This window comes from Streptacidiphilus sp. MAP5-3 (assembly GCF_041262505.1).
In the GTDB taxonomy this organism is placed as follows: domain Bacteria; phylum Actinomycetota; class Actinomycetes; order Streptomycetales; family Streptomycetaceae; genus Streptacidiphilus.
Genome location: NZ_JBGCCL010000007.1, coordinates 278,933 through 300,415, shown reverse-complemented (window position 1 = coordinate 300,415; position 21,483 = coordinate 278,933). Strand labels below are relative to the sequence as shown.

The following is a 21,483-nucleotide window of genomic DNA, read 5'->3' as shown; positions in this document are numbered from 1 at the left end:
GTCCACTGGGCCGACGGTGGCGAGACGGGGCTGGACAACCTCGCCCTGCTCTGCAACGAACACCACACCGATCTCCACCACACCGGCTGGGAACTCGAGATGAAGAGCGGCCGACCCCGAGCCGTCCCACCACCCGACACCCCACCCCCACCCAACACCCGCTACCCCCACCGCCAGTAGGGCTCGATAGCGACTGCCGTGCAGCCCCGCCGGTAGTGACAGTGGGCTGCACGGCCGGTGTGGGTCAGCCGCCGTAGACGTCCTCGACGTAGCGGCCGTCGGCGATCAGTTGCTGGAGCCAGGCTTCAGCGTCCTCGGGACGCGAACTACTCACCCGCTCGCGGTGGATGCTCTGGAAGGCAGCGCGTACCCCCGGTGCCATGCGGGCGCCGTCGCCGCAGACGTAGACCGAGGCACCCGACTCCAGCAGCTCCCAGACCTCATCCGCCTCGGCGGTGATGCGGTCCTGGACGAAGCGGCGGCCGTCGACCGGGGCTTCGCTGAACGCCGGACGCATCGAGACCGCGCCCGCCTGCTCAGCCGCTGTGAGCTCCGCGGCGTGCAGGAAGTCGGCGTCCGGGGCGTCACAGCCGAAGTAGCAGAGCGCCGAGGCCAGTTCGTCACCGCCCTCAAGGCGCGCGCGCCGGTCGGCGATCGCGCCGCGGAACGGGGCCAGACCGGTACCGGCGGCGATCATGATGACCGGGGACGACGCGGCGTGGTCGATCCGGAAGGCCTCGCGGCAGGGCTGGATTCGGGCGACGACGGTGTCCCCGACCCCGACGTTGTTGAGGTAGCCGGAGCCGGTGCCCCGGTGGAGGCCGCGTCCCGAGCGGGCCGGGGCTTCGAGCAGGGAGACCATCAGGTCTACATGGCGCGGGTCGCGGGCGGGCGAGGAGGAGATCGAGTAGTGGCGGGGGCGCCGCGCGGGCAACAGCTCCAGCAACAGTGGCCAGGTCAGCACCTCGCGCAGGGCGGGGTGGTCCTCGACGACGTCCAGCAGGGTGCGCGGGTCCGCCGCCGGATCGGCGGCGAGGGCGCGCAGCGTGGCCTGCTCGGGCGGGCAGGGGTTGAGCTCGGCGAGCCGGGACAGTTGACGTGCCGTCGGGCGGTCCTGGAGCTCGACGTGATGGGTCAGCAGCTCCCTGACCGTCAGCGGCCGGTCGACTGCGAGACCGTCTCGGCGCTGCCGGGGCGGAACGATGCTCAGCACGGTGTCGAGGTCGGCACCCATCAACTCGGCGACGCGGTCGACGAGACCAGGCGCGTTGGCGGGGAGTACGGAGAGGTGATCGCCCGTGCGGTAGTCGACGCCCTCCGGCAGCGCCAGCCGGACCAGGCGCTTGACGCGCGGATAGTCGGCCCGGCTCAGGTGCTCTGCCGTGGTGACGGTCATCGCGGTCATGCCGTGACGTGCGGCCAGCGCGTCGAGCGGGCCACCGCTGATCTCGGTGACGGTGTAGCCGGTCCCGGTCTGGTCGGTGCCAGTCTGGCCGGTCCCGGAAGGCACCCCGACGGAAGCCCCGCGGCCGACTGTGTCCGGGTCGCCGTACTGCTCCAGCAGCGCGGCGCGCAGCGCCCCGGTGAACTCCTCGACGGCGCCGGACAGGTCGGCGGAGGCGTCGGCCTCGGCGCGCGGCAGGATCCGGGTGGCTCCGAGGGCGGCGAGCCGATCGTCGACCAGGGTAGGGATGCGCTGGTAGGTCGCGGACCAGTTGCGGTCGCCGACGCCGAGCACGGCGTAACGGACGCCGTCAGCGGCACCCGGCGCGGCGGTCTCCAGCCACTGGACGAACGCGGCCGCGTCGTCGGTGGGACGGCCGTTGTAGGAGGCGGCGCAGACGATCACCGGCCGGCCGGTGGGCAGACCGTCGGCGTGGGCGTCGAGCGGCGCGACGGAGGTGTCGCAGCCCAGTTCGGCCGCAGCGTCGCCGAGACGGGCGGCGAAGTCCCGGCAGGTGCCGTAGTTGGACCCGTGCAGCAGCAGGACGCCGGTGCCCTGGCGCACGCGGGTGGGCCCGGAGGGACGCGCCGTCGCGCCGACGCCGTCCTGGTCCGAGGCCGCGCCGCTGCTCGAACGGGTGCTGCTCGGCCGGGTGCTGCTCGGCAGGGCGGCGCGGACCAGCGCGCGGTCGGCCGGGGTGCGCGGGAGGAGGGTGAGCGTGAAGTCGTGCGGCTTGATGGTCAGGCTCTGCTTGATCGTCAGCCGGTAGTCGGCGTGGTCGATCAGCCGGTACCGGTGGACCAGCATGGCGAGCAGCATGGTCGCCTCGTGCAGCGCGAACTGCCGCCCGATGCACGCGCGCTCACCGGTACCGAAGGGCTTGAACGCGTGCGGGGAGCGGGCCGCCTCCGCCTCGGGGGTGAACCGGAACGGGTCGAAGGACTCCGGGTTGTCGCCCCAGGCCGGGTCGCGGTGCAGCATCGGCGAGATGACCTGGACGCTCTGCCCGGCGCGCAGCGGGATCCATCCCCCGAGCAGCGTGTCCTGGCGCGCCTGCCGACCGAAGCCGGGGGCCGCGGGCCACAGCCGCAGCGTCTCGTTCAGGACCTGACGGGTCATCCGCAGGCGGCCGACGTCCTCGAAGGTCGGCTCCGGGTCCGCCTGGTCGCCCCACAGCTCGTCCACCTCGCGCTGCACGAGCCGCAGCGCGGCGGGGTTCTTGGCCAGGTGGTAGAGGGCGAACGCGAGCGTCCCGGAGGTGGTCTCGTGCCCGGCGATCAGGAAGGTGATCACCTGGTTGCGGACGTTCTCCAGGTCCAGCGTGGTGCCGTCGACCGGGTGGACCGTGTCGAGCATCAGGGAGAGCAGGTCCTCATGGGCATCTGTACCGGTGGCATCTGTACTGGTGGCACCTGTACCGGCAGCCCGGTCACCCGTGCGGGTGGCGATCACCTGGTCGACGACCTCGGCCAGGTACGCGGCGTCCACCCGCAGGGCCGCGTCGGCCTCGCTGTAGTCGACCCCGGGGACACGGGCCAGGCGGTGCATCGCCCACTCCAGCGAGCGCACCATCGCGCTGACGAAGGGGTGCGGCTCGGTGCGGCCGAACGAGTCGAAGTCGAAGCCGAAGCCGGCCAGGCCGATGGTGTCCAGCGTCATCCGGGTGGTGTCCTCGGCCACCTCCACCGGGGCGCCGGCGGCGGCGTGGCGGTCCCAGGAGTCGATGAGCCGGTGCGCGACCTGGAGCATCACCGGGTGGTATGTGCGCATCGAGCCGAGGGCGAAGGCGGGCATCAGGATGTCGTGCGCGCGGGCCCAGTTCGGCTCGTCGTTGTAGGCGGTGAAGAGGCCGTCGCCGGTGAACGCTCGCACGTTCTCCAGCGCCGGGCCGACCGACTTGGTGAACCGCTGCTCGTCCGCCAGTTCGGTGACCAGGTCGAGCCCGCTGACGAGGAGCAGGTCCCGACCGTGCAGGCGGCGGACGTAGGCGGGGCCGTGACGCCGGGCCAGCTCCATCATCTGGAGCAGGGGCACCGCGCCAGGTCCGGTCTCGGACACGTCGACGACGGGTACCCCACCGAAAGCGCTGCTCGTTTCCGACTGGATGGGCCGGGTTGTGGTCATGAGGTGAACTTCCCTCCGATATCGGGGAATTCAGGGCTCTCGCCCCCGCTGCGGATCACCTCCACTCTTGCGCCGCGCACAGCACCCCGGGCGCAGGGGCACTACAATTTCCTGTAGTGGATTCACTCCCGGCGATCTTGCCCTCCCGATCGCCCTGTGCCCGGAACAAGCCGACCGACGGGAGCCCCCGTGCACGACCCCGCACAGCAGCCGGACGGTGCGGAGAAAGCCCGCCGCAACGTGCCGGACACCGAGACGGCGGTCCTCTGGCGCAACCGCACCGCGGTCCTCTTCGACCGGGTCCCGCTGCCGCTCGCCTTCTGCGACGCGAGGGGCTGGATCCTCGCGGCCAACCATCCGATGGCCGTCGAGTGGGGCACCCTTCCGGGCCGTCTGGTCGGTCGCAACGCCCAGGAGCTCTTCCACCCCACCGGTGCGGAGCGGTTCGACCGGATCATCCAGGCTCTGCGCCTGCGCCGCAGCGCCCGTTATCCGATCGCGGTCTCCTGGACCAGCGGCTCCGGCGCGGAGCGGCACGGGGAACTGACGATCGACCTGATCCGCGACACGCCGGACGCCGTGCCCAACCTGCTGCTCTTCCTCCACGCCGACGGCGACACGAAGCCGACCGCCCCGCCGCAGCAGAACGGGCCCGCCGAGGCCGGCGCGATGGAGTCGCGGATCCTCGCGCTGGCCGCGACCGGTCTCACCAGCGCCCGGATCGCCACCGAGGTGGGCCTGACAGCGGACGGGGTCAACTACCACCTCACCCGGCTGTCCCGACGCTGGGGCGTGGCCAACCGCACGGCGCTGATCGCCCGCGCCTACGTCAAGGGCGTGCTCGCGCCGCACGCCTGGCCTCCGGCCCCGGCTTCGGCCCCGGCCTCGGCTCCGGCTTCGACTCCGGCTCAACCGGGACGCCCGGAGGCGTGAGGCAGCCAGGCGAGGCTCTCGGCGGTCTGACTCAGGCGGAGAGCACCGGACCCGCCGTCAGGTCGAGTTGGGCGGTGGACGCCTTGCTGACGGGCTTGTGGGCGTTGTCCATGTACTGGCCCACCCAGCTCTTCGGCATCGCCGCACCGTGGTTGTGCACCAGGTTGCCGCTGTACTGGCCGCCGCCGTGAGCGGTCAGCACGGCAGCGGTGAAGCCGAGGAAGTGCGCGAAGCAGGCCGTCGCGGTGGAACCGTTCAGGTCCAGGACGTTGCCCGTCAGCAGCGCGCCCGGGTCGCGTCCGGCGGTGGCGAGCTCGCTGCCGAAGGAGACGGCGGTCAGGCCACCGAGCGCCCGGAAGTAGTTGCCGACCGCCTGGAGCCCGCGGCCGTGGCAGTCGATGTGGACGATCGCGACCAGGTCGAAGTAACAGCCCTCGACGCGCAGCGTCCACGGGGTGCCCGCCATGCCGTAGGTGATGTGGCTGGACCCCTCGGCTGAGGAGAAGTGGCAGTCGGCGATGGACCAGCCACCCGCACCCGCCACCACCGGGCCCAGCTGGACGCCGTGGTTGTGCCCGTTGACCTGGCAGCCGCTGACCCGTCCGTCGGTGCTGCCGCCGCCCGGGTAGGTGGTGGAGAGGCCGTCGGCCAGCACGAAGGTGCCCGCGCCGTAGGAGGAAGAGGACAGGACGCGGCCGTTGACGGCGAAGAAGTTGTCCGTCCCGGAGGAGAGGAACCGGAGGAATCCCCCGGTGCCGTCCGGGTCGCCGCCCGTCGGGTAGCCGCTGAAGGCGGGCGAACCGCAGTACAGGTCACGACAGTTGATGAAGGTGACGTCGGAGGTGTCGACGACCGTCGCTCCCCACAGGCCGACGACGGCGCCGCCGCCGGGCGCGGTGCCGAGGAAGCCGATCCCGTCGACGGTCAGTCCGTGCGGGTTGGTGTCGACGACGCTGCCGTTGCCGGAGACGCCGACGGTGAGCAGGGCCGCGGTGGTCGCGGTCAGCGGTGCGAGGACGGAACCGGTCAGCTTGGCCACGGTGGGCGCGTTCGAGTCCTGGAGGGTGCTGGAGCCGGACAGCGTGGCGACGCCGCCGGGGACGGTGACCCCGGAGGTGCGGTAGCAACCGCCGGGCGCGGGCGGGAAGTAGACCTCCGAGCCCGCGACCGCGCCCGCCGCGGTGAGCGCCTTCTGGATCGCGGCGGTGTCGTCGGTGTGCCCGTCGCCGAGCGCGCCGTACGTCGTCACGTCGAACACGGTGGACGTGCCGGCACGAGACGTGACGGCACGAGACGTGCCGGCACGAGATGTAGTGGTGGAACGAGTGGCCGCACGAGATGTAGCGGCGGCACGAGATGTAGCGGCTTCCCGGGTCGCGGCTGCCGCGGGCGTCGCGCTGGTGGCGACTAACCCCAGGCCCGCGCCGACCGCGCCGACCGCTCCGAGGGTGAGGCTGCGGCGGCGCGTGAGGGGCTTGGCGAGTGGATCACGGTCGGGTGACACGTCTGTCATGGTGGGTCCTTCCAGCGATGGTGATGCGGTGTCATGAAGTCGGCGCCGCCCCGGCGAGGCCGGTCGACCCGGAGAGGTTGCTCGCGACGGCAAGTGCCGTCTGCGGGAGGGGACCGGAGCAGCGCGGGCAGGCGGTTCCTTCGGCGGGATCGTTGAGCCAGTAGCCGTCGACGGAGGAGCCAACCGACCGGGCGGCGCGTTCGATCCCGGCAGCGGTCACGGACTGGCCGGACGGGTTGGTGCTGATCCCGGCCAGGACCTGGATGTGCGGGTTGGCGGCGCGCGCCTGCGCGGCGGCGGCACGCACGTAGGAGGCGAACCGCGTGGAAGACGGCTCGGCACCCTGGCTCTGGATGTCGAGCACGTCCGTGTACGGCGCGATCTGCCCGAACAGGCCGCTGGCGAGCATCGCGTCGAAGCTGCCGCCGGTCGAGTTCGGCTCCAGCACGGTCGCAAGGTCGGTGGCCGGGGAGGCGAGGAACTGCAGGTGGTCGTTGTGGACGAGCTGGGCGGCCAGTTGGTCATAGTGGGCCGGGTTCGACTGCTCGACGGACGGGGTCAGCGACCAGTGCTCGTTGTCGTAGAGCACGGCACGGATGCGCGGGTCGAGGGTGTGGTGCCGGATCGCGGTGCGCAGGGCGCTGTAGCTGGTGAAATCGGCGGTGGGCGTGCTGTTCCACCCCGCGGGCACGTCCCAGTGCTTGGCCTCGGTGAGCACGTAGGTGGTGGGGGTGTCGAACACCTTCGCGGCGGAGGTTCCGTCCACGGCGATCATGCGCGTCAGCGTCTGGCCGCTGACGATCCAGGACAGCGCGCCGCTGCCGCCGGCGGCCGGGGCCGTGCTCGTGCTCGTGCTGGTCGTACCGCTCGGCGGCGCGGGTGTCCCCGTCGCCCCCTTGCTGCCGTGGTCGGAGCTGCAACCGGCCACGGCAGCAAGGAGCAGGGCTGTGCCCAGCAGCAGTGGGATCCGGGCGGCGCGGGTGGTGAGCTTCATGCGATGGAGTCCTCCAGTGGATCGCCTGTCGTGCGGTGGAGCAGCTCTCTTGCAGTGGAGCAGCTCTCTTGCGGTGGAGCAGCAGCTGTCTTGTCTGAACTCGGACCAGTGTTCGGATCCTCTCACTTGTCCGGTGCCGCTCCGGCGACCGCCGTCCCCCCTGCCCTCCCCGCTGCCGCCCCCACCGGACGTCGGCTGCGCCGAAGTTGACGGAACGCCAGCGGAAGGCCGACGGGCCGGGTGCCGCAGGCCAGGGCGGACTCCAGCTGGAAGACGCGCTTGAGGAACGTGAAGGGCAACCACAGTGGCAGCCACAGCAGCAGGCGGGTGCGGCGGTAGTAGATGATCGCCGCGACCCTGGGCAGCAGCGCGGGGATCTGCGCGAGCACGAACACCACCGCGAAGCGCGCGACGTTGTGCTGCGGCTGCGGCTGGAGCACGCCGTAGACCAAGGCCAGGATCAGCACGAAGAAGTGCACCGGCGAGGTCATCCGGGTGCCCGCGCTGCGCGGCAGCTCGAACCAGAAGCGCGTTCCGGGCGCGCCCTGCCCGAACGGCGTGAACCGGCTGAAGTTCATCATGCCGCCGAGCCCCCACCGGAACCGCTGCACCCGCAGCTGGCCGACACTGGCCGGCACGTCCTCGTAGGAGATGGTCTGCGGGGCGACCACCGCCCGCCAGCCCATCCTGGCCAGCGCGCAGGTGAACTCGGCGTCCTCACCGAACATCCCGTGCACGAAGCCGCCCAGCTCGACCGCCGGCTCCCGCCGGAAGGCGCAGAAGGTGCCGGGAATGCACGGCACGGCGTCGACCTCGCTGAGCGCGGATAGGCAGAAACCGTAGGTGAACAGCTGCTCCATGGCGCGCATCCGGTCGATCCAGGTGCTGTAGGGCTCCTTGGGCAGCGGTAGCACGCCGACGGTGCCCACGCGCGGATCGGCGAGGAAGTGCGGGATGGCACCCGCGAAGGAGCCCGGGTCCAGCGCGCAGTCGGCGTCGACGCGGAAGACGAACTCCGCCGTGCAGCGGGCCAGCGCCAGGTTCAGTGCCTTGGCCTTGCCGCCGTGCTGACCCTGGATCACCTCGCCCGTCGCGTACCGCCAGGCGGCGACGGCGGCCTGGGCCAGCGCGCGGGTGTCGTCGGTGGACCCGTCGTCGCAGAGCACGACGTGCACCGGTCCGCCGTACTCCCCCGCCGCGCGGTCGATGGAGCGCAGCAGCCGCTCGATCCCGGCGGCCTCGTTGTACGCGGGGATGATGACGTCGAGCGGGGGCCGCTCCGGGCCGGGACGCGCGATGCGTCCGCCGACCGCGCGCACCAGGGTGAGCAGCACGAAGGTGAGGTCGGTGACGCAGGAGCGCAGGCTGGCGAGGATCAGGAACACCGTCAGCGGGTGGTTGCCGACATGCTGGATCAGGACCAGCGCGAGGGCGGTCACCGCGCTGAGCGAGGCGAGCAGGCAGAACGCCAGCACAAGGTTGTCGTGCCAGTCCGCACCGCGTCGCAGGGAGCGCAACGGTGTGATCGAGGGCAGCCGGTAGGTGGTGAAGGTGAGCCGGAAGATCAGCAGGTAGCCGAGGGTGGACTGGAGCGCGAGGGCGATCAGCGGCGCGGGCGCGAGCGGCATGCCGGTGGTGGCACCGAGCAGCGCGGTGAAGCACTCGGCGAGCACGGACAACGCGACGAAGAGCGGCGCGTGCGCCAGGATCATCAGCCTGCGTCCGAGGCTGGCGGGCAGCACGACGGCCAGCGTCAGCAGGTACCCGACGACGGCGGCGGGCAGCAGCGGTGGGAGCGTCTGGGCGTAGACGAGGGCCTGGTGCGGGTCGCGTGCGGTCGCGTTGAGCGTGTCGGCGACCAGGGAGTCGTAGGCCTGGAGCAGTTGCGGGTGCCGCAGCGCGATGATGGCGGTGCTGACGGCCGCGCCGACCACCAGGAACGCGACGACGCGCGGGACCGACGGCCGCCGTACGGACGGGAGTTCGACGATCCGGCCGCTGCCTCGGTCGCTGTCGTCGAAGCGCCGTGCCAGTGGCCAGCGGGTGACCAGCAGCAGGAGCAGCGCCTCCAGAACGAGCGCGGCCAGGGTGTCGCGACTGGTGGTGCTCGGCATCGGCCGACGATTCCTTTCGCGTGGAGTGCCAGGAGTCCTTGGGTGTATGGAGTTTCTGCCTGCGGCTCAGCGGCCGGGGGCGGTGAGGCCACGGGCACGGAGCACGCGGCGTTCCATGGGGGCGAAGACGAGCAGGTTCACGATGACGCCGACGACCAGGATCAGCGCGATGGCGCAGAAGGCGAGCCGCATGTCCCCCGCGTCCTGAGCCTGTTTCAGCAGCCGACCCAGGCCCGGGCCCAGCGCGGGCGAGACGGCGATGATCTCGGCCGCCATCAGCGAGCGCCACGCGAAGGCCCAGCCCTGCTTGAGGCCGCTGACATAGCCCGCCAGCGCGGCGGGCAGCAGCACATGCCGGACCGAGGTGAGCCGACGGGCGCCGAGGTTTCGGCCGACCAGCAGGAAGAGCGGCGGTACCTGGTCCAGTCCGGAGACCAGTCCCAGCGCGATCGACGGGATCGCACCGAGCAGGACCACGCTGTAGAGGGCGGCCGGGGTAACGCCGAAGAACATGATCGCGGGCGGGACCCACGCCACCGAGGGCAGGCTCTGCAGTCCCGCCAGCACCGGCCCGACTGTCAGACGCAACGGCCGGAGCCGTCCGACCAGCAGGCCCAGCACGGTGCCGACGGCCACGGACACGGCGAACCCGAGCACGCCGCGCAGCACGCTCTGACCGATGCTCGGCCAGACCTCCCCCTGGCCCGCCGCGCCCAGCAGGCTCTGGCCGACCTCGACGGGGCTCGGCAGCACCCAGTCGGGTTCGACGGCGGACGCCCACACCAGCTGCCACGCGCCGAGGACCAGCGCGAGGCCGAGCACGGGCGGCAGTACACGGTCGCGCAGCACGGTCAACCCGCTCCGGCGCGGCCGGGGTTGCGCCTCCAGCGCGTCGAGACCGGCCTCGACGAGGACGGTGTCCGGCGCGGCATCCGGCACGGTGTCGGTCCCGCTGTCAGGCGCGGCCATGGCGGCTGATCTCCTGGCGCAGGTGGTCGGTGATCTCGGCGGCGAGGCCAGCAACCTCGGCGTCCTCGATCCGGCGCGGCTGCGGGACCGGGACGATCCAGCGTCCGGTGATCCGGCCGGGGCGGGAGGAGAGCAGCACCACTTCGCGTCCCAGCCGGACGGCCTCGCGGACGTTGTGGGTGACGAAGACGACGGCACAGCCGGTCTGCTGCCAGATCCGGACCAGCTCCTCGTGGAGCACGTCGCGGGTGATCGCGTCGAGCGCGGCGAAGGGCTCGTCCATCAGCAGCACGCTGCTCTGCTGGGCCAACGCCCGGGCCAGCGCGACGCGTTGACGCATGCCGCCGGACAGCTCGTGCACCGGCTTCGGGTGGGCGCCGTCCAGCCGGACCAGGGTGAGGAGCCGCTCGGCCTCGGCCCGGCGCTCCGCCCGGCCGCGCAGGCCACGCAGGCGCAGCGCGAGTTCGACGTTGCGCCCGGCCGTGAGCCACGGGAACAGCGCCGACTCCTGGAACATCAGCGCCGCATGCCCGCCGACCACCTCGACGGTCCCGCTGCTGGGCTCGGCCAGCTGCGCGATCAGGTGCAGCAACGTCGACTTGCCGCAGCCCGACGCCCCGATGACGCAGGTGAAGCCGCCGGACGGCACGGTCAGGTCGATGTCCTCCAACACGGGCGCGGCCGTCGCTCCGGGACGGCCGAAGGTCTTGCCGACCGCGGTCAACCGCACGACGGGCGGCGGCACGGCGGGCGGGGGCACGGTCACGGACGGCGCCGGTCTGGTCGGCGCGGTCTGGGGCGGACTGCTCACGAGGGTCCCTCCGGCGCGTACGGGTCGAAAGTGACGGACAGTCAGGATGAAGCGGGCGTGGGTTCGCCGCGCGCGGCGAGGAGCGTGTCGAGCGGACCGAGCGCGTAGATGCCGGACACCGAGGCGGCGGCACCGCTGCCGTCGTCCGAGCCCAGCCCGACGGCGGCGGCGTGCGCGGCCAGCGCCGGCAGGTCGCCGACCACCGGGTCGTCGCTCAGGGTCAACGCGGCCCAGGCTCGGGCGAGTTCGGCCGGTTGGAGGGTGGCGCCGGTCGCCGCGGTGAGGGCCTTGCCGACGTCCGTCCGAGCTGTCGCCGGGTGAGCGGTGATCCAGGCCTGGGTGTCCAGTTGAGCGGTCAGCAGCGCGGTGACGGTCTGCGGATGAGCGTTCAGGAACGAGGTCGCGACGACCAGGTCGGTGGTGGCGAACCGGCCGCCGGGCCACAGCGAGCGCTCGTCGACCAGCACGTGCCCGCCGCCTTCGAGCACCATCCGCGAGGCCCACGGCTCGGGCACCCACGCTCCGTCGATCCGACCGGCGCGGAACTGCTCCAGCGTGGTGGCGTTGCTCTCGGGGACGACGGCGACGTCGCCGCTGCCGCTCGGGTCGGTGTGGAAGCCCTGCTGGAGCAGCCAGTAGCGCAGCGCCACGTCCTGGGTATTGCCGAGCTGCGGGGTGGCGAGGGTCCGGCCGCGCAGCTGGGACGCGCTGGTGATACCGGGACGCACGACCAGTTCCGCGCCGCCGAGCGTTGCTCCGGCGACGATGCGCAGCGCCTCACCGTGGCTGCGCATATACGCGTTGAGCGCGGACGACGGCCCGACGTAGGCGGCGTCGAGGTGGCCGCCGAGCAGGGCGGTCATCTCGTCCGGGCCGGCCCCGAAGACCTGCGGGGTCAGCCGGGTCTCCCCCAGGTCGCGGGCGTAGATCCCGTTCTGGAGGCCGATCAGCGGGGTCGCGTGGGTGATGTCCGCCAGGTAGCCGAGCCGCAGCGCCACGGCGGGGCCCGGCGCGGCCGCCGCGTCCTGCGTGCAGCCGGAGAGGGCGGCGCACAACAGGGCGAACAGGCCGAGCAGCAGCGCGGGCACGGGCACGCGCACGGGCACGCGCACGGGCACGCGCACGGGCACGCGCACGGGCACGGGCACGGGCACGGGCACGGGCACGACGGATAGGCCGCGGCTGCCGGTCACGGTCGTGCTGGTCATGGCCGCCCTCCCGGTACGAGGCCGCCGACCATGCCCGCCGTCAACGTGCTGCCGTCGGCAGGGTCGATCAGCAGGAACGCACCCGTGCGCCGGTTGTCCCGGTACTCGTCCAACGGCAGCGCCTCGGCCGTGGCCAGGGTGATCTGCCCGATGTCGTTGGCCTCCAGCGCGGTCGGCACGGGCAGGGCCGCGAGGGTGGTCAGATCGAGCCGGGCGTCCAGCGAGCGGACCACGGCGCGCACCAGGGCGGTCTGCTGCCGCAGCAGCACCTGGTCCCCGGCTCGGAGCGGTCGCGCGTCGAGGTGGCAGACGGTCGCGGTGAACTCGCGGCCGACGGGCGGCGCGCAGTCGACCGGGGCGATCAGGTCGCCCCGGCCCACGTCCAGGTCATCGGCCAGACGCAGCGTCACCGACTGGTCGGCGACGGCGAGTTCGGCGTTCTCCTGGTCCATCCGGTCGATGCCGACGACCGTCGAGGTCCGCCCGGACGGCAGCACGACGACCGGGTCGCCCAGCCGAACCACGCCGCTGGCGACGCGTCCGGCATAGCCGCGGTAGCCGCCGGCGACACCAGATTCACTGGAGACACCGGAGACACCGGAGACACTGGTGCCGTGCCGCGGGCCGGACTCCGGTGCCCGCACGACGCACTGGACCGGGAAACGCATCGGCAGGCGCTGCGGGTCCTCGTCGACCTCGACGGATTCGAGGTGTTCGAGCAGCGTCGGACCGCTGTACCAGTCCATCGACGCGGAGGGGTGCACGACGTTGTCACCGTTCAGGGCGCTGATCGGGATCGCCAGCAGGTCGCGGACACCCAGCTCGGCGGCGTAGCCCGCGCACTCCAGGGCGACGGCGGCGAAGACCGGCTCGGCGTGGCCGACCAGGTCCATCTTGTTGACGGCCAGCACCAGGCGCGGGACCCGCAGCAGTGCGGCGACCGCGAGGTGACGGCGCGTCTGCTCGCGGACCCGGCCGCGCGCGTCCACCAGCACCACGGCCAGGTCGGCGGTGGACGCGCCGGTGACCATGTTGCGGGTGTACTGCACGTGCCCGGGGGTGTCGGCGAGGATGAACCGCCGTCGCGCGGTGGCGAAGTAGCGGTGGGCGACGTCGATGGTGATGCCCTGCTCGCGTTCGGCGCGCAGGCCGTCGGTCAGCAGCGCCAGGTCGGCAGCGGCCAGTCCGCGTTCGCGGGAGGCGCGGGCGACGGCGGCGAGCTGGTCGGCCAGCACCGCGTGGCTGTCGTGGAGCAGTCGACCGACCAGGGTCGACTTGCCGTCGTCCACGGACCCGGCGGTGGCCAGCCGCAGCAGCGTCGCCGGTGCGCCTGGACCGTCGGGGCCGTCGGGCCTGTCGAAGCCGTCGGGGTCTGTGGCCACCGGCGTACGGGTGAGGGGCGTGCGGGTGAGCGGGGGCAGGTCCATCAGAAGTACCCCTCGCGCTTGCGGTCCTCCATGGCGGCCTCGGAGAGCTGGTCGTCGGCGCGGGTCTCGCCGCGCTCGGTGAGCCGGGAGGCGGCGATCTCGGCGATGACCTGGTCCGGGTCGGCGGCGTCGGACTCCACCGCGCCGGTGCAGGACATGTCGCCGACGGTGCGGTAGCGCACGCTCCGCCGCTCGACGGGCTCGTCGTTCTTCGGGCCGCCCCACTCCCCCGCGGTCAGCCACATGCCGTTGCGCCGGAAGACGTCCCGCTCGTGGGCGTAGTAGATCGACGGCAGGTCGACCTTCTCCCGGACGATGTACTGCCACACGTCCAGCTCGGTCCAGTTGGAGAGCGGGAAGACGCGCAGGTGCTCGCCGGGAGCGTGGCGGCCGTTGTAGAGCGACCACAGCTCCGGGCGCTGACGGCGCGGGTCCCAGGCGCCGAACTCGTCGCGTACCGAGAAGACACGCTCCTTGGCGCGCGCCTTCTCCTCGTCGCGTCGGCCGCCGCCGAAGAGCGCGTCGTGCCGGCCGCGGGTCACCGCGTCGAGCAGCGGCACGGTCTGCAGCGGGTTGCGGGTGCCGTCGGGACGCTCGGTCAGGCGGCCGTCGGCGAGGTAGTCCTCGACCCTGGCCACCGTGAGCCGCAGGCCGTGCTCGGCGACGACGCGGTCGCGGAAGTCCAGCACCTCGGGGAAGTTGTGGCCGGTGTCCACGTGCAGCAGCCCGAACGGCAGCGGCGCGGGCCGGAAGGCCTTGAGCGCCACGTACAGCATGACCATGGAGTCCTTGCCGCCGGAGAAGAGCAGCGCCGGACGTTCGAACTGAGCCGCGCTCTCGCGGATGATGTGGGCCGCCTCGGACTCCAGCACGTCGAGGTGGGAGAGGCGTGGTCTCTGTCGGGTGGGCGGGGCTGCGGTCCCGAGTGCGGTCCCCGGTCCGGTGGGTGCGAGGTCCCTCATCGTTCACTGCCTTCCCGGCTGCTGACGCAGCCCGCATTCGGTCTTGGACGATCCGGCCCAGCGGCCCGAGCGCGGGTCGGCGCCGGGGCTGGGCCTTCTGGTGCAGGGGGCGCAGCCGATGGAGGTGTAGCCGTCGTACAGCAGCGGGTTGACCAGGACCTGATGGCGGGTCACATAGGCGTCCACGTCCTGCTGGGTCCAGCGTGCGAGCGGCGCGACGGTGATCTTGTCGCGGGCCTTGTCGTACTCGACCACGCGCATGCCGGCGCGGGTGCGTGCGTCCTCGCGGCGCATCCCGGTGATCCAGGCGCGGTAGGGCCGGAGTCCGCGCTCCAGCGGCTCGACCTTGCGCAGCGCGCAGCAGCGGTCCGGATCGCGCTGGTAGAGGTGCGCGCCGTAGGTCAGCGCCTGCTCGGCGACGGTCTGATGCGGCGTCATGGTGACGACGTTGACGTCGTAGACGGTGGCGACGGCGTCCCTTGTGCCGATGGTCTCGGCAAAGTGGTAGCCGGTGTCGAGGAAGAGCACGTCGATGCCGGGCGCGACGCTCTGGGCGAGGTGGACCAGGTGGGTGTCGGCCATGGAGGACGCGACGACCAGCCCGGTTCCGAACTCACGGCGGGCCCAGGCGATGACGTCGGCCGCGTCGGCATCCTCCAGCAGCACTGCGGCGGACTCGGCGAGCGCGCGCAGATCAGCCGGCGGGGCGGGGGGTGCTGCAGGGGGTGCTGAGGGCGGGGCGATGAGCGGGAGCGGGTCGGAATTCTCTTCCGAGGCGGCACTTCGAGCCATGGGAGCCCTCCTTTCGCCTTCCCAAGTGAAACCTTTGAACTGCACCGTGAGGCAATGCCGAATGGGTCGTTCTTACCTGATCCTTTACTTTACCCCGGGCGAATCATCGGGCCTTTTCCGATACACCGGAAAATCATGTGTGGAGTTTCCTGTGAGATCGCCATGGCGGAACTTCGGCCGCAGCATGGCACTCGATGTGGATGACAGTGCGTCACTGCAGGTCCACAGCCCGCTTGTTACAGACAGTGCCTCTTTCAAGAGTGGTGACAGGATGACCAGCGGGTTCAAAAAATCTTGTGCGCTGGACATGACACAGATCTTGTGCCAGAGTCCGTACTGGCCGGTACAAGAGGCCGCCTCGTCATCGTGCCTCCGGACGCCATTCCGCAGCGTCCACCGTGGCCGGCCGAGCTGCGGCGGTAATTTCCTCGGCCGTGCACCAAAACGGCGAGAGCACCAGGCGTGTCTTGCCTCGATATTTCTCCCCTGTATTGCGTTCGTGTTCCATCCGTATTTCATGGAGGTGCGCGCACATGCATGTGCTCATTCTTGGCGGGGACGGATTCTGCGGCTGGCCGACAGCGCTCCATCTGTCCGACCGCGGGCACGACGTCACCATCGTCGACAACCTCAGCCGACGCGCCATCGACCTGGAGCTGGAGGTCGATTCGCTGACCCCGATCCGGCCGATCGGCGAGCGGCTGCGGGTGTGGCGCCAGGTGTCCGGCAAGGAGATCGGCTTCGTCCGGCTCGACCTGGCCAACGAGGCCGAGCGCCTCACCGCGCTGCTGTCGGCCCTGCGTCCCGACGCGATCGTCCACTTCGCCGAGCAGCGGGCGGCGCCGTACTCGATGCGGTCGACCACGTCCAAGCGCTACACGATCGACAACAACGTCCGGGCCACCCACAACCTGCTCTCCGCGCTGGTCCACTCCGGGACCGACGCGGCCCTGGTCCACCTGGGCACCATGGGCGTCTACGGCTACGGCTGGTCCGGGAGCGCGCCGATCCCCGAGGGCTATCTGACCGTCAAGGTCCCCACGCCCGACGGCGATGTGGAGCGCGAGATCCTGCACCCCGCCAGCCCCGGCTCCGTCTACCACCTCACCAAGACACTCGACCAGTTGATGTTCGCCTTCTACGCGGCCAACGACCAGCTGCGCATCACCGACCTGCACCAGGGCATCGTCTGGGGCACCCAGACCGCGCAGACCGCCCGCGACGAGCGGCTGATCAACCGCTTCGACTACGACGGCGACTACGGCACCGTACTCAACCGCTTCCTGATGCAGGCCGCCGTCGGGCACCCGCTCACCGTCCACGGCAGCGGCGGGCAGACCCGCGCGTTCATCCACATCCGCGACACCGTGCGATGTATCGAGATCGCCCTGGAGAACCCGCCCGCCGCCGGCGAGAAGCCCAAGGTCTTCAACCAGATCACCGAGAGCCACCGGGTGCGCGACCTGGCCAAGCTGGTCGGCTCGCTCACCGGCGTGCCCGTCGCGCACCTGCCCAATCCGCGGCGCGAGGCCGACGAGAACGAACTCAACGTCCGCAACGACCAGTTCCTCGCCCTCGGCCTGAACCCGACCACGCTGAACGAGGGCCTGATGGAGGAGTGCCGCGAGGTCGCCGGCCGCTACCGCTCCCGGGTCGACCCCAGCAAGATCGTCGCCCGCTCGGTCTGGCGCGCGGGCATGACGACGGCCGAGGACCTGGTCAGCGAACTGCCCGAGACCGCTCCTGCGGCGGACTCGGCGCCCAGCACCCGGAGGTGACGAGAACGTGCGCGGCAAGAAGTCCCGTCCGGTCCGGGGCATGAACGCGGCACTCGCCGACGGGGAGGCGGGCGTGGGGGAGATCCTCCCCGCCCGCAAGCCCAGGGCGCTGTGGCAGCTCGGTGCAGCGGTGGCGGCAGCCGTCGCCTGCACCGCGGCCACCGCAGCCACGTACCATGCCATCGCCAACCGGCCGCTCAGTTTCAGCGGCGAGGTCACCCCCGCCCACACCTACTACCTCAACTTCCCTGCCACCGGGGCGGTGCAGACGCTTCTGGTCCGGCCTGGCGACCACGTCCACGCCGGGCAGGTGCTGGCCACCCAGCAGAGCAGCGTCGCGGCGGCAAACCTCCAGGCCGCCCGCGCGGCCGTCGCCGCCGACACCGCCCTGATCACCGAGGACGAGCATCCCGCCACCGACCCCGATACCGCGGCACAGAACCAACTCGCCCTGGCCAAGGCCCAGACGGACGCAAGCAGCGCCCAGGGCGCGCTGTCGCTGGTGCAGACCGACACGGCGAACCAGCTCACCGCGCAGTCCACCGCCATCTCCTCCGACCAGACCACACTGACCGACGACGAGACCCGCTACGCCCAGACCTGCGGCAGTTCCGCCACGCCGCCGACGGTCACTCCGCCCGCCGCCCCGCCCCCGTCGTCCCACCCGTCGCCGGCGCCGACCATGACTCCGGCGGCGACGATGACTCCAGCGGCAGCCCCTGCGGCACGAACTCCCGGTGCGGTGGTCGCCGCCACCCCCGATCCGGCGCTCTGTCAGAACCTCGCGTCCCAGATCGACAAGGACGCGGCCATCCTCGCTCAGGCCAAGGCCCAGCTGAGCGGCCTGCAGTCCAGCACCCAGTCCCAGGAGCAGCAGGACCAGGCGGCCCTGTCCCAGAGCCAGTCCGTGGTCCAGGCCGCGCAGGCGCAGATCGACGCCCAGGGCAGCGCGCTCACCCCGGCAACCGTCGCCCAGGCGCGGTCCCAACTCGCCACCGCCCAGGCCCAGGTGGCCGCCGACGCGCTCGCTCTGCAGCAGACCACCATCCTCGCACCCGCCGACGGTGTGGTGGCCGACACCGCAGGAGCGGCCGGCGACCTGGTCGGCCCGGACGGCGTGCACGCGTACTCAGGACCGGCCGCCCAGTCCGGCACCCTGGTCGACCAGCAGCCTGGCGTGCAGCTGTTCGTCCCCTCCCCGGCGGCGGGCAGCGGCTCTGCAGCCGACGAGAACCCGGGCACCTCGGCGCTGATCACCGTCTACTCCGGCACCCTGGAGGTCACCGCGCAGCTCCCCGAGTCGCAGATGAGCACCGTGCACCGGGGCCAGACCGCCTCCCTCTCGGTCTCCTCGGACGGACGCACGCTCACCGGTCGCATCAGCCAGATCCTGCTCGATCCGGCCCGGGTACCGGGCGCGACCTACTACGACGTGACCATCACGATCGAGAACCCCCCGTCCGACGTGTTGGCGGGCATGTCGGTGAATGTCACCCTCAACTGATCGACTGTCTGATCCATCTGACCTGTCTGACCTGTGTGACCTGTCTGACCAATCGTCATATCCCCGCCATATTCTCTCGCCAACCGACCCCGCCGACTGCTCGCCGTCCCGGCACGAGGAGGCTTCCGATGAACCACCCCGCAGCCAGCAGCAGCCCGGAGACAGCTCCGCCCGTGCGGTCCGCCGCGATCACTCCGATGTCCGTGCCGGATCCGTGCCTCGGGCCGGGGCCGGGCTACAGCCACGGCGACGCAAGTGACCTGCTGGGCAGCTGCGACGCCCCGTTACGCGACGTCACCCGGCTGATCCTCGAAGCCGCCCTCCAGGTGGAGCTGGACCACCACCTCAACGGCTGCGCCGAGGACCCGGACGACCGGGCCGACGTCAACTCCCACAACGGCCACCGCCCCAAGACGGTGCTGACCACGTTCGGGCCCGTCGAGGTGCTCATGCCCAGGGACCGCAGGGGCAGCTTCTCCCCCGCCATCCTCCCCAAGTACCGCCGTGACCTCGCCGGACGCGAGCCGCTGCTGCTCTCGCTCGCCGCCCGTGGGCTGCCGCGTGCGGACTTCGAGGCCCGACTCGTCCAGTTCTACGGCGACAGCCCGCCGGCGGCGCCGCTCTCCCACGTCGCCGACCGCGTCGCCGCGCGCCTGCACCTGTGGCAGCGGCGTCGGCTCGCGCCGCGCTACCTCGTCCTCTTCGCCGACACGGCCACCGTCCCCGGCGGCCGTGAGGCGGTCCATCTGGCCGTCGCGGTCGCGGCGGACGGGCGCCGGGAGCTGCTCTCCCTCTGGGCGGCCGGGGCAGCCGGCCCGGCCGACGTCTGGGAGCCGATCTTCGGCGACCTGCGCTGTCGTGGCCTCCAGCACGTCTCCATCGTCGTCGGCAACGGCACCGCCGGGCTCCCCGCCGCGGCCCGGACCGCCTGGCCCCACGCCGCCGTCCACGCGCGCAGCCACCTGCTCCGGAGCGCCGGTCCGGTGAGGTGACCGATCAGCCGCGGTGCCAGGTCCTCGGTGTCCTCGCACCGCTGCTGGACGAGGTGGGCACCTGCCTGGGTGTCGGTGGTGCCCAGGCACAGGCCGCTGTACCAGTCCCGCTGTACTCGTCGCTCACCGCGACAGCACAGATGTTTCCAGCACGGTCTGTCATCCGACTGCCGTGCACCGCACGGCCGAGGCGCGACTGACGGTGCTGCGGGACGACACCACGGCTGACCTGCGGCGCTACGAGAAGAAGTGAGGACAGAACGGGACGCGGAGCCGTGAATGCCGGGGTGAACGGCGGGGTGAACACGGTCGTGCCGTTGACGTCAGCCGCTCTTCAGCGCCGCGTCGCAGTCCAGGCAGCGACGGCTGCGGTACTCGGGCGGGTACCAGGGCCCGCCCGGGCTGACGGGCGCGTACGGCTCGGGCTCCAGCTCGTCCGCGACGAGGCCGCAGAGCGTGCGCGCGAGGGGGTCGCCGGGCGCGTCCGGGTCGGCCGCGGCGGCGTGCACGGCGCGGACGCGGGCGCCGATGTCGGTCTCGCCGACGACGCTGTCCACCACCTCGGTGGCGGGCTCCAGCTCCATCAGCACGACGATCGCGGTCACCTCTCGATCCTGCGCCCGGCGACGCACTCACGCATCCGCTGGAGCGTCCGCGCCGTATGCTGCGGCCCCTATGAGGATCTCGCCTGACGACAGCATCCGACCTTTCCGCATCGCCGTCCCGGACACCGACCTGGACGACCTCCACCAGCGGCTCGACCGGACCCGGTGGCCGGACCAGCTTCCGGGGGTCGGCTGGGACTACGGGATCCCGGCCGACTACCTCAAGGAGCTCGCGCAGCACTGGCGGCACGGGTACGACTGGCGCGCGGCCGAGGCCCGGCTGAACGAGTGGCCGCAGTTCATGACCACGATCGACGGCGCGAACATCCACTTCGCCCACATCCGCTCGCCGGAACCCGACGCCACGCCGCTGCTGATCACGCACGGCTGGCCGGGCTCCATCGTCGAGTTCGAGCGGATCGCAGGTCCGCTGACCGACCCCGTGGCCCACGGCGGCGACCGCGCCGACGCGTTCCACCTCGTGCTGCCGAGCATCCCCGGCTTCGGCTTCTCCGGCCCGACCCGCGAGACCGGCTGGGAGTACCGGCGCGTGGCGGCTGCCTTCGCCGAACTGATGCGGCGTCTGGGCTACCCGCGCTACGGCGTCCAGGGCGGCGACTGGGGATCGGCCATCTCCCGCGAGATCGGCCGCACCAGCCCCGACCAGGTCATCGGCGTGCACCTGAACCTGATCCCCGGCGCCGCGGCGTCAGCCGAGCCGACCGAGGCGGAACTCGCCGGGCTGAGCCCGGCCGAGCGCGAGCGCACCTGGGCGTCCTGGGAGCGGACCCGCGCGTGGCTGCGCGACCGGCAGGGCTACGCCGACATCCAGTCCACCCGGCCGCAGACCCTCGCGTACGCCCTCACCGACTCGCCGGTCGGCCAACTGGCCTGGATCGCCGAGAAGTTCAAGGAGTGGACCGACTCCGGCGACTGTGGCGGCGGTGGCCCGCAGGACGCCGTCGACCGCGACCACCTGCTCACCAACGTGATGCTGTACTGGCTGACGGGCACGGCCGGTTCCTCCGCCCGGATCTACTACGAGCGGGCCCACGCGGCCTACTGGGGAGAACCGCCGGAGCCGTCCCGGGCACCCACCGCCCTGGCGTCTTTCCCTGCGGAGAACTTCATCGTCCTGCGCCACATCGCCGAGCGGACCGACAACATCGTCCGCTGGACGGAGTTCGAACGCGGCGGCCACTTCGCCGCGATGGAACAGCCCGACCTGCTGGTCGGCGACATCCGCGCCTTCTTCCGCACCCTGAGCACCGGCGTGTCGGAGAAGCGCGCCCGATGACCGGCTCGCCCGGCTC

General features: G+C 71.9%; 16 protein-coding genes and 1 pseudogene. 6 read left to right on the top strand and 11 right to left on the bottom strand.

The annotated features are described in order from the left end of the window. Positions 1-180: pseudogene (locus ABH928_RS14460) on the top strand (HNH endonuclease); the annotation flags it as partial. A gap of 64 nt (positions 181-244) precedes the next feature. Here the strand turns inward: ABH928_RS14460 and ABH928_RS14455 are convergent. Continuing rightward, positions 245-3,568 carry a bifunctional cytochrome P450/NADPH--P450 reductase gene (locus ABH928_RS14455; RefSeq protein WP_370066082.1) on the bottom strand — a complete coding sequence of 1,108 codons (3,324 nt, stop codon included), beginning with the start codon at positions 3,566-3,568 and terminating at the stop codon, positions 245-247. A gap of 189 nt (positions 3,569-3,757) precedes the next feature. Here ABH928_RS14455 and ABH928_RS14450 point away from each other — a divergent pair, with 189 nt between their 5' ends. Next, positions 3,758-4,501: a helix-turn-helix transcriptional regulator gene (locus tag ABH928_RS14450; protein WP_370066080.1), complete on the top strand. Its 744-nt coding sequence runs from the start codon at positions 3,758-3,760 to the stop codon at positions 4,499-4,501. Between the two features lie 31 nt (positions 4,502-4,532). On the opposite strand, the gene ABH928_RS14445 is transcribed toward ABH928_RS14450, so the two are convergent. From ABH928_RS14445 to ABH928_RS14405, 9 genes are all read right to left on the bottom strand, one after another. Then, on the bottom strand, positions 4,533-5,750 hold the full coding sequence (locus tag ABH928_RS14445; RefSeq protein WP_370066078.1) for a glycosyl hydrolase family 28-related protein: 1,218 nt from the start codon (positions 5,748-5,750) through the stop codon (positions 4,533-4,535). A gap of 295 nt (positions 5,751-6,045) precedes the next feature. Continuing rightward, the gene (locus ABH928_RS14440; RefSeq protein WP_370066076.1) at positions 6,046-7,008 is read right to left on the bottom strand and encodes a hypothetical protein; all 963 of its coding nucleotides are present in this window, start codon (positions 7,006-7,008) and stop codon (positions 6,046-6,048) included. A 122-nt stretch (positions 7,009-7,130) separates the two neighbouring features. Next, positions 7,131-9,122: a glycosyltransferase family 2 protein gene (locus tag ABH928_RS14435; protein ID WP_370066074.1), complete on the bottom strand. Its 1,992-nt coding sequence runs from the start codon at positions 9,120-9,122 to the stop codon at positions 7,131-7,133. A gap of 66 nt (positions 9,123-9,188) precedes the next feature. Beyond that, positions 9,189-10,091, bottom strand: coding sequence for an ABC transporter permease (locus ABH928_RS14430; protein ID WP_370066072.1), 903 nt, complete (start codon positions 10,089-10,091; stop codon positions 9,189-9,191). Further along, positions 10,078-10,857 (bottom strand): ABC transporter ATP-binding protein, encoded by a 780-nt coding sequence (locus tag ABH928_RS14425; protein WP_370066104.1) that lies wholly within the window; start codon positions 10,855-10,857, stop codon positions 10,078-10,080. Before ABH928_RS14425 ends, ABH928_RS14430 begins: the two co-directional genes overlap by 14 nt. 86 nt (positions 10,858-10,943) lie before the next feature. After that, positions 10,944-12,110 (bottom strand): ABC transporter substrate-binding protein, encoded by a 1,167-nt coding sequence (locus tag ABH928_RS14420; protein WP_370066070.1) that lies wholly within the window; start codon positions 12,108-12,110, stop codon positions 10,944-10,946. Then, positions 12,107-13,537, bottom strand: coding sequence for a sulfate adenylyltransferase subunit 1 (locus ABH928_RS14415; RefSeq protein WP_370066068.1), 1,431 nt, complete (start codon positions 13,535-13,537; stop codon positions 12,107-12,109). The genes ABH928_RS14420 and ABH928_RS14415 overlap by 4 nt, the downstream gene beginning before the upstream one ends. After that, positions 13,537-14,499 carry a sulfate adenylyltransferase subunit CysD gene (cysD, locus tag ABH928_RS14410; RefSeq protein WP_370066066.1) on the bottom strand — a complete coding sequence of 321 codons (963 nt, stop codon included), beginning with the start codon at positions 14,497-14,499 and terminating at the stop codon, positions 13,537-13,539. Before cysD ends, ABH928_RS14415 begins: the two co-directional genes overlap by 1 nt. Positions 14,500-14,502: 3 nt before the next feature. Beyond that, positions 14,503-15,291 carry a phosphoadenylyl-sulfate reductase gene (locus ABH928_RS14405; protein ID WP_370066064.1) on the bottom strand — a complete coding sequence of 263 codons (789 nt, stop codon included), beginning with the start codon at positions 15,289-15,291 and terminating at the stop codon, positions 14,503-14,505. A 533-nt stretch (positions 15,292-15,824) separates the two neighbouring features. Here ABH928_RS14405 and ABH928_RS14400 point away from each other — a divergent pair. The 3 genes from ABH928_RS14400 to ABH928_RS14390 all read left to right on the top strand — a co-directional run bounded on the left by ABH928_RS14400 (position 15,825) and on the right by ABH928_RS14390 (position 19,565). After that, entirely contained in the window at positions 15,825-17,069 is a 1,245-nt protein-coding gene (locus ABH928_RS14400; RefSeq protein WP_370066062.1) for an NAD-dependent epimerase/dehydratase family protein, read from the top strand. A gap of 7 nt (positions 17,070-17,076) precedes the next feature. After that, the gene (locus ABH928_RS14395) at positions 17,077-18,573 is read left to right on the top strand and encodes an HlyD family efflux transporter periplasmic adaptor subunit (RefSeq protein ID WP_370066060.1); all 1,497 of its coding nucleotides are present in this window, start codon (positions 17,077-17,079) and stop codon (positions 18,571-18,573) included. 128 nt (positions 18,574-18,701) lie between these two features. Further along, entirely contained in the window at positions 18,702-19,565 is an 864-nt protein-coding gene (locus tag ABH928_RS14390; protein WP_370066058.1) for a transposase, read from the top strand. Positions 19,566-19,888: 323 nt separating this feature from the next. Here the strand turns inward: ABH928_RS14390 and ABH928_RS14385 are convergent, their stop codons facing one another. Then, positions 19,889-20,170, bottom strand: a complete 282-nt coding sequence (locus ABH928_RS14385) for a hypothetical protein (protein WP_370066056.1) — start codon at positions 20,168-20,170, stop codon at positions 19,889-19,891. 70 nt (positions 20,171-20,240) lie between these two features. Between ABH928_RS14385 and ABH928_RS14380 the strand changes: the two genes are divergently transcribed. Further along, positions 20,241-21,467, top strand: a complete 1,227-nt coding sequence (locus ABH928_RS14380; RefSeq protein WP_370066054.1) for an epoxide hydrolase family protein — start codon at positions 20,241-20,243, stop codon at positions 21,465-21,467. Positions 21,468-21,483 lie beyond the last annotated feature (16 nt).